Below are 6,939 nucleotides of genomic sequence, written 5' to 3'. Positions count from 1 at the left end.
GGGCTGGGTCCAGGCCCGGCTGCGCCGCTGGGACCGGGCCATCCCGCTGCTGTACGAGGCCGCCACCGCGCCCGGCCCCTCCTACCGGCACCTGTTCACCGCCGAGCTCCTCGCGGCCTTCGCCGGAGCCGGGGCCTGGCGGGAGGCGGAGGAGCTCATCGGGCGGATCGCCCCCCGGGCCGCCGCCATCGGATCGGTCCGCACGACCGAGACCCTCGCCGCCACCGCGGCCGGCCTGCGCCACCGTCGCGGCGCCCCGGCCTCCCTGCGGGACGCGGCCGCCCACCTGCGGGTGCGGGAATCCCTGCCCGCCTAGCCGGCCCCGGCCGCCCCGGCGGGACGGACCGCCGGCCCGCCCCACGACGCGCGACACGGACACACACCCACTCAACGGATCGGACGACCACATGCGCTCCCCAAGGATCTCGACGCCCGCAGCCGGCCTGCTCGCCGCGGCGGCCCTGCTCTTCGCCTTCGGCGGTCCGGTGTCGCAGGCCGCCTTCGGCACGCCCACCGCCTCCGCCGCCGCCGCGCCGGCCGCACAGCCCGCAGCCGAGCAGCTGGGCAGCCCGTACGTCTCCACGCACCTCTACTTCGGCACGGGCCGGCACAACGGGAACCCGCCGATCACCGAGGCGGAGTTCAACAAGTTCCTCGCCGAGGTCATCACCCCCCGCTTCCCCTCCGGGCTGACCCTCCAGGAGGGGCGCGGCCAGTGGCGCGACAAGGAGGGCGACATCAACAGCGAGAGATCGTACGAGCTCACCGTGATGTACCCGGTGCGCGAGGCCGCCGCCCGCAACGCCGACATCGAGTACATCCGGAAGCTGTACTGCAAGACCTGGGAGCTGGAGTCCGTGGGCCGGGCCGACGTCCGCGCCCAGGTCGACTTCTGACATCCGCGGCGGGCAGCCCGCGGCGGGGGAGCGGCCCCGCCGCCGGGCGCCCGGGGGCGCGCCTCCGCGCCCCCGCCGTTCCGCCCCCGCCGCAGCGCCCCACCCCGAGCCCTCGGATAGGGTGAATCGGTACGAATCGGACCCCTCGGGGTGAGGTCGGTGCATTGGACACGTACCAGTCGGCGAGCAGGGTGCCCGACCCGCCGGAAGCGGCCGTCGGATACGCGGGCGTCCTGCGCGAACTGCTGCCGATCGCCCTGTGGCGCGAGGACGCGGACGGGCGCGTCGTGGAGTGGTCCCTGGCCGCCCAGGAACTCCTGGGACACCGCCCCGAGGACATCCTCGGCCGCCCCGGCACCGCCGTCCTCGTCCCCGAGGCCAACCGCGGACTCGCCGACGACCTGACCCGCCGCGTCCAGGCCGGCGAAACCGTCGTCGGCACCCTCCCCGTCCGCCACCGCGACGGCCACCAGGTCGCCATGGAGATGTGGATCGTGCCCGCCGCCGACCCCCTGGGCCGCAGCGGCGCCATGCTCATCGCCGTCGAAACCTCCCAGGTCCTGAGCATGCGGGACTCCCTCGCCGCCCTCCAGAGCCTGTTCACCCAGTCCCCCATCGGGCTCGCCACCCTCGGCCCCGACCTGCGCTTCCTGCGCGTCAACGACGCCCTCGCCCGGATGAACGGCGTCCCCGCCGCCGACCACCTGGGCCGGCGCCTCACCGAGGTGGTCCCCGGGGTCAACGCAGCCGCCCTGGAGGCCACCATGCGGCAGGTGCTCGAACGGGGCACCGCCGTCCTCGACGTCCGCCGCACCGGCCGCACGCCCGCCGACCCCGGCCACGACCACACCTGGTCCTGCTCCTACGCCCCCCTCCTCGACGGCAGCGGCCGCACCCTCGGCCTGATCGCCTCCCTCATCGACATCACCGAGGGCCAGCGCGCCCAGCTGGAGGCCGAACGCGCCCGCACCCGCTTCGCCCTCCTCGCCGAGGCCGGCACCCGCATCGGCACCACCCTCGACCTGGGCCGCACCGCCCAGGAGATCGTCGACCTGCTGGTGCCGCAGCTCGCCGACTCCGCCGACGTGCAGGTCCTCGAAGCCGTCCTCGACCCCGACGAGACCCACGGGGCCCCGGCCGCCACCCACCAGGTCATGCGCCGCCTCGCCGCCACCTTCCCCGACCCCACCGCACCCACCTCCCGCCTGGCCCCCGGCCAGACCCTCAAGATCCCCGCCGGGTCCGTCTACGAACGGGTCATCGCCGAGGGCGTCCCCATGAACCTGTACGCCTCCGACGTCCCCGCCCTGATCACCGACCCCCGCGCCGACGCCCTGCGCGCCTACCTCGCCACCCTCGGCTCGGCCCGCATGGTCCCGCTCGTCGCCCGCGGCAAGGTGCTCGGCGCCGTCGCCGTGACCCGGCTGCGCAGCCGCGAGCCCTTCGACGCCCAGGACTGCGTCCTCATCGACGAACTCGTGGCCCGGGCCGCCCTCAACATCGACAACGCCCGGATGTACACCACCCAGCGGCACGCCGCCCTCACCCTCCAGCGCAGCCTCACCAACAACGCCCTCCCCGACGTCCCCGGCCTCCAGCTCACCGGCCGCTACCTGCCGGCCAGCGACCACGACGTCGGCGGCGACTGGTACGACGTCATCCAGCTGCCCCGCGGCCGCACCGGCCTGGTCATCGGCGACGTCATGGGCCACGGCATCCACGCCGCGGCCGTCATGGGACAGCTGCGCACCGCCGTGCGCACCCTCGCCCGGCACGACGTGCCGCCCGCGCGGATGCTCCGCTCCCTGGACGCGGTCGTCTCCGACCTCGGCGAGGACGAGATGGCCACCTGCGTCTACGCCGTCCACGACGCGGCCACCGGCTGCTGCGTTATCGCCCGCGCCGGACACCCGCCGCCCGCCGTGGTCACCGCCGACGGCACGGTCGCCTTCCTCGAGGGACAGCCCGGCACCCCCCTCGGCACCGGAGGCCGCGCCTTCCGCACCGAAACGGTCCCGCTGCCCCCCGGCAGCCTCCTCGCGCTCTACACCGACGGCCTGATCGAGGCCCGCGACCGGGACCTCGACGAGGGCATGGACCGCCTCGCCCGCGCCCTGCGGCAGCCCGCCCGGCCGCTGGAGGAGCTGTGCGAGGGCGTCCTGACCCGGCTGCTCCCGACCGCCCCGCAGGACGACGTGGCCATCCTCCTGGCCCGCACCACCGCCTGAGGGGTGCCGCGAGGATCACCAGGCCAGGTCCTCCAGCGAGTCCAGGTCGAGGCCGGGCGGCAGCAGCGGCTCCGCGCCCGCCGTACGCGACAGCTCCGCCCAGATGACCTTGCCCCGCTCCGTGTAGCGGGTGCCCCACCGTTCCGCGTACTGCGCGACGAGGAACAGCCCGCGGCCGCCCTCGTCCGTGGTGGCCGCGTACCGCAGGTGCGGGGAGGTGCTGCTGCCGTCCCACACCTCGCAGATCAGGTTCCGGTCGTGCAGCAGCCGTACCCGGATCGGCTCGTTCCCGTACCGGATCGCGTTGGTGATCAGCTCGCTGAGGACCAGCTCGGCCGTGAACGAGAGCTCCTCCAGCCCCCACGCCTCCAGCTGCCCGGCCGCCGCGCGGCGCACCCGGGACACGGCCGCCGGGTCGTCGGGCACGTCCCACTCCGCGATCCGCCGCGGGTCCAGCCGCCGGGTCTCGGCGATCAGCAGCGCGATGTCGTCGCTCGGCGCCGGGAACAGCATCGCGGCGAGGACGTCCCCGCAGGCCTGCTCGGGGCTGCGGCCCGGCCGGGCCAGGGTCCGGCCCAGCAGCTCCAGCCCGGCGTCGAAGTCCCGGTCGCGGTCCTCCAGCAGCCCGTCCGTGAACAGCACCAGCCGGCTGCCCTCCGGCAGCGCCAGCCCCGTCGTCTCGAAGGGCATCCCGCCCACCCCGAGCGGCAGCCCGGTGGGCAGCTCGGGGAACTCCACACGCCCGTCGGGGTGGACCAGGGCGGGCCCCGGATGGCCGGCGCTGGCCATCACGCAGTGCCCCGACACCGGGTCGTAGACCGCGTACAGGCAGGTGGCACCCGTGATCCCGGCCGGCTCCTCCGCCCCCTCGCCCGCGCCCCCGCCCAGCCCCTCGCCGGGCCCTTCGACGGCGCCCGGTTCGCCGCTCTCCAGCTGGTCGATCCGGTCGATCAGCTCGTCCAGGTGCCCCAGCAGCTCATCGGGCGGCATGTCCAGCGTCGAGAAGTTGTGCACGGCCGTGCGCAGCCGGCCCATCGTCGCCGCCGCGTGCACCCCGTGCCCCACCACGTCGCCCACCACCAGCGCCACCCGCGCCCCCGGCAGCGGGATCACGTCGAACCAGTCCCCGCCCACCCCGGCCTTCGCCGGCAGATAGCGGAACGCGGTCTCCACCGCGCTCAGGTCGGGCAGCACCCGGGGCAGCAGGCTGCGCTGGAGGGTCACCGCGGTGGCGTGCTCCCGGGTGAAGCGGCGGGCGTTGTCGATGGAGACCGCCGCACGCGCCCCCAGCTCCTCCGCGAAGGACAGGTCCTCCTCGTCGAAGGCCTCCGGGGTGTTCGCCGCCCGCCAGAAGTTCGCCATGCCCAGCACCACGCCCCGAGCCTGGAGCGGTACGGAGATCAGCGAGTGGAACCCGTACTCCAGGGCCATGCGGGTGCCCGCGGGGTCGGCCGCCCGCCAGCCCATCGCGGCCTGCAGGTCGGCGGCGAGCACGGCCTGCCCGGCGTCCAGGGCCGCCGCCATCGGGGCCGTGGGCACCGCGAAGACGATGGTGTCCCCGACCGGCTGGAGCGGCTGGTCGGTGCGCACCCCCGTCATCGCCGCCCGGCGCATCCGGGTGTGCATCCCCGCCACCGGCGAGGGCTCGTCCCCGCGCAGCACCGGCTCCAGCAGCTCGACGGTGACGAAGTCGGCGAACCGCGGCACGGCCACCTCCGACAGCTCCTCCGCCGTGCGCGCCACGTCCAGGGTGGTGCCGATCCGCACCCCCGCGTCGTACAGCAGCTGGAGCCGCTCCCTGGCCACCTCGGCGCGGCCGGAGAGCGCGGCGAGCTCGGTGGTGTCGCGCAGGGTCATCACGCTGCCCGACGGCCGTCCGGCGGAGGGCGGGGTGGGCCGCACGTTGACGGCCAGGAGCCGGTCGCCCGCCAGGTGGACCTCGTCCGTCGCGACCCGCCCGGACAGCAGCAGCTCCGCGGTGCGCGGATCGAGGCCCAGCTCGCCGACGTGCCGCTGTTCGGCGTCGGGCGGCAGGTCCAGCAGCCGGCGGGCCTCGTCGTTGGCGAGCAGCAGCCGGTGGTCGGCGCCGACGATCAGCACCCCCTCGCGGACGGCGTGCAGCACCGCCTCGTGGTGCTCGTTCATCCGGGCCAGCTCGGCGGCGCCCAGGCCCCGGGTCTGGCGCCGCAGCCGCCCGCTGACCAGGGCGGCCCCGGCGGTGCCCAGCAGCAGGGCGCCCGCGGCGGCGCCGATCAGCAGCGGGAGCTGACCCTCGACCACATGGCCGACGTTCTCGATCTCTATGCCGGTGGACACCAGCCCGACCACCCTGCCCTGCGCGTCCCGTACGGGGACCACCGCGCGGACCGCGTCGCTGGGCGCGCCCCGGAACACCTCGGTGAAGGGCTCGCCGGCGAGCGCCCTGCCGAAGTCGCCGCTGGCGCGCTTGCCGATCAGGTCGGGCCGGGCATCGGTGTAGCGGACGCCGTTGGTGCTCAGGACGGCGATGAAGTCGAGGTTCGAGGCCTTGCGGGCGCCGTCGGCCAGCGGCTGGAGCTCGGCCGTGGGGTTCGGGGCGGCCAGGGCGGCGGGCAGGCCGGGGCCGTGGGCGAAGGCCTCGGCGGCGGCCAGCGAGCGGTTGCGGGCATCCTTCTCGCTGTCGTAGCGGGCCTGGAAGACCAGGGCCACGGCGGCGGCCGTGATCAGCAGCAGGACGATGAGCGCCTGGAGGGAGAAGACCTGACCGGCGAGACTGTCCCGGGCCAGGGAGAGGCGCGCGAGCAGGCTCGCCGGCCGCGTCTCCCTGTGCCGACCCGAACGTCCGGTCATGAGCCATTTCTAACACTGTCGCCGGCTATGGGAGCGTTGGCCGCCGCCGTGCGGTACGCGCGAGGGCTGCGTCCGAAGGCCGCCCCGAAGTGCTGGCGGAAGCTGACCTCGCTGGCGAACCCCGCCCGCCGGGCCACCTCGGGCACCGGGTGGTCGGTGCGCTCCAGCAGCTTGCGGGCCTCGTCCAGCCGCCGGCTGAGCAGCCATCGGTGGGGCGTGGTGCCGGTGGACGCCGCGAAGTGCCGGGCGAAGGAGCGCGGGGACATCCCCGCCCAGCGCGCCAGGGTGGCCACGTCCAGCGGCTCGTGCAGCCGGCGCAGGGCCTGCTGGCGTACGGCGGCCAGCGCCTCGGCGGTCCGGTCGGCGGCCGGGGTGGGCCGGTCCAGGTACTGGGCGTGGTCCCCGGTGCGGAACGGGCCCGTCACCATCGACCGGGCGACGGCCGCGGCGGCCTCCGCACCGTGGGCCTCGCGCACCAGGTGCAGGCACAGGTCGATGCCCGAGGCGACCCCGGCGGAGGTCCACAGCCCGTCGTCCTCCACGAACAGCGGGGCCTCCTCCACGAGCACCGCCGGGTACCGGGCGGCCAGCTGCGGGGCCAGCCACCAGTGCGTCACCGCGCGCCGTCCGTCCAGCAGTCCCGCCTCGGCGAGGACGAACGCCCCCGCGCACAGCGCCGCCACCGGCACGCCCCGGGCGTGCACCCGCCGCAGGGCGGCCAGCACCGGCTCGGGCGTCGGGTCGGAGGGCTCGGCCAGCGCCGGCACGACGACCAGATCGGCCTCGTCGAGCCAGTCCAGACCCCGGTCGGGGGCGAGGGTGAGTCCGCCGGGCAGGGCGATGGGCCCGGGCTCCAGGGCGCAGCGGCGCAGCTCGAACGGTGGCACCCCACTGCGGCTGCGGTCGGGCCCCCAGACCTCCGTGATGACGGCGAGGTCGAAGGCGCGGATACCGGGCTGGGCGACGATCGCGACGCGGTGCATGCG

Annotated in this window: 4 protein-coding genes and 1 pseudogene; 3 read left to right on the top strand and 2 right to left on the bottom strand. The window is 75.7% G+C overall.

Annotation, left to right across the window (positions count from 1 at the left end; genetic code table 11):
- From VR44_RS16270 to VR44_RS16260, 3 genes and pseudogenes are all read left to right on the top strand, one after another.
- A pseudogene (locus VR44_RS16270) lies at positions 1 to 316 on the top strand (DNA-binding protein); the annotation flags it as partial.
- A gap of 91 nt (positions 317 to 407) precedes the next feature.
- Complete coding sequence (locus tag VR44_RS16265) at positions 408 to 896, top strand: DUF3574 domain-containing protein (protein WP_045948217.1); 489 nt, start codon at positions 408 to 410, stop codon at positions 894 to 896.
- Positions 897 to 1,060: 164 nt separating this feature from the next.
- Positions 1,061 to 3,124 (top strand): SpoIIE family protein phosphatase, encoded by a 2,064-nt coding sequence (locus VR44_RS16260; RefSeq protein ID WP_045948216.1) that lies wholly within the window; start codon positions 1,061 to 1,063, stop codon positions 3,122 to 3,124.
- 15 nt (positions 3,125 to 3,139) lie between these two features.
- On the opposite strand, the gene VR44_RS16255 is transcribed toward VR44_RS16260, so the two are convergent.
- Both VR44_RS16255 and VR44_RS16250 read right to left on the bottom strand, forming a co-directional pair.
- Complete coding sequence (locus VR44_RS16255; RefSeq protein WP_052713636.1) at positions 3,140 to 5,953, bottom strand: SpoIIE family protein phosphatase; 2,814 nt, start codon at positions 5,951 to 5,953, stop codon at positions 3,140 to 3,142.
- Positions 5,950 to 6,936 carry a GlxA family transcriptional regulator gene (locus VR44_RS16250; RefSeq protein ID WP_052713637.1) on the bottom strand — a complete coding sequence of 329 codons (987 nt, stop codon included), beginning with the start codon at positions 6,934 to 6,936 and terminating at the stop codon, positions 5,950 to 5,952. Before VR44_RS16250 ends, VR44_RS16255 begins: the two co-directional genes overlap by 4 nt.
- Positions 6,937 to 6,939: the final 3 nt, after the last annotated feature.

The sequence above is a fragment of the Streptomyces katrae genome, assembly GCF_000966975.1.
Lineage (GTDB): Bacteria > Actinomycetota > Actinomycetes > Streptomycetales > Streptomycetaceae > Streptomyces > Streptomyces katrae.
Note: the sequence above shows the minus strand (reverse complement) of the source record. Positions and strands in the feature narration are given on the sequence as shown.